Origin of the sequence: Burkholderia alba (assembly GCF_034721475.1) — a bacterium.
GTDB lineage: Bacteria > Pseudomonadota > Gammaproteobacteria > Burkholderiales > Burkholderiaceae > Burkholderia > Burkholderia alba.
Map to the genome: position 1 here is coordinate 1 of NZ_JAWJWL010000092.1, position 1,496 is coordinate 1,496.

At 67.2% G+C, this 1,496-nt stretch carries 2 protein-coding genes; both read left to right on the forward strand.

Annotation, left to right across the window (positions count from 1 at the left end; all coding sequences use genetic code 11):
* A partial coding sequence (locus RZR99_RS32245; protein WP_323123746.1) for a YadA family autotransporter adhesin occupies positions 1-946 on the forward strand: 946 nt, incomplete at its 5' end.
* A gap of 197 nt (positions 947-1,143) precedes the next feature.
* Positions 1,144-1,458, forward strand: a complete 315-nt coding sequence (locus tag RZR99_RS32250; protein ID WP_323123747.1) for a hypothetical protein — start codon at positions 1,144-1,146, stop codon at positions 1,456-1,458.
* Positions 1,459-1,496 lie beyond the last annotated feature (38 nt).

Here is a 1,496-nt window from a genome sequence, read left to right on the forward strand (position 1 = left end):
CGCGATCAACGGCAGCCAGCTCTTCGCCACCAACAGCAACGTCGCTTCGCTGTCCACCGGCCTGAGCACCACCAACAGCAACGTGACCTCGCTGTCCACGTCCACCTCGACCGCCGTCAGTTCGTTGTCGACCGGCCTCAGCAGCACCAACAGCACCGTCAGTTCGCTGTCCACGTCGACCTCGACCGCCGTCAACTCGCTGTCGACCGGCCTCAGCACGACCAACAGCACGGTCGCCTCGCTGTCGACCTCGACCTCGACCGGCATCAACTCGCTGTCCACCGGCCTGAGCACCACCAACAGCAACGTCGCATCGCTGTCGTCGGGCGTGACCAACATCAACAACCAGATCTCGTCGCTGTCGACCACGATCAACAACAACACGACCCGTTCGGCCAACACGACCGGGATCGCCGCCGACATGAACGGCACCGGCTCCGACAAGCCGACCGTCACCGCCGGTTCGAACTCGGTCGCGCTCGGCGCCAACTCCAACGACGGCGGACGTTCGAACGTGGTGTCGGTCGGCAGCTCGACCCAGCAGCGTCAGATCACCAACGTCGCGGCCGGTACGGAAGGTACGGATGCGGTCAACGTCAACCAGTTGACCGCGCTGTCGACGTCGATGACGCAATCGCTGACCAGCCAGCAAACCCAGATCAGCAACCTGGGTTCGCAACTGAGCACGACGCAACAGCAATTGCAGCAGACCGACCAGATGGCGCGCCAGGGCATCGCCGCCGTCGGCGCGATGGCATCGATCCCGCAACTGGATCGCGACGCGAACTTCGGGATGGGCGTCGGTACGTCGACCTTCGGTGGTCAAAAGGCGATGGCCGTCAGCATGCAGGCCCGGATCACCGAAAACCTGAAGGCGTCGATCAACGGCGGTTTCAGCGGCAGCCAGCGCGTGGTCGGCGCCGGCATGCTGTACCAGTGGAAGTAAGCGGCCTGCCCGCCGGAGACGCCGCCACGCGTCCCCGGCACCCGCGCCTCCCGCGTTCGCCGGCCACAACGGCGGGCGCGGCAAGCGCAGCCCATTGCGACCGATCGGCAGCCCCGGCCCGGCCCGAGCGCCGGCCGGCATAACAGCGGCGATGCGAATGCGATCATTCGCGACAGACGCCGCCTTGGAGAAGCACGATGAAGACACTTGCCCTGACAGGACTGATGCTCGCGAGCCTCGCGGGATGCACCGCCGCGAGCGGGCCCAACTATTCCGTTTCGTCGGTGACCCTGCCCGGTCATGACCATGCGTACCGCGTGTCGTGCGGCGGCGTGTTCGGCGGCAGCGGGACTTGCCGGAAAGTCGCCGCGCGCGTCTGCGGCGACCGCGAGGTCGAGCCGCTCGAATCGACCGGCTCGTACCGGGCGGACGGCAGCCAGAGCGATCCTGACAAGCTGACGTTCGACTGCGCCGAAGCCGCCGCGACGACCGCGCCGGTTACCACCCCCTGATACCGGGCGGTCGCGCGCGACCGCCGCTCCCCGTCGGG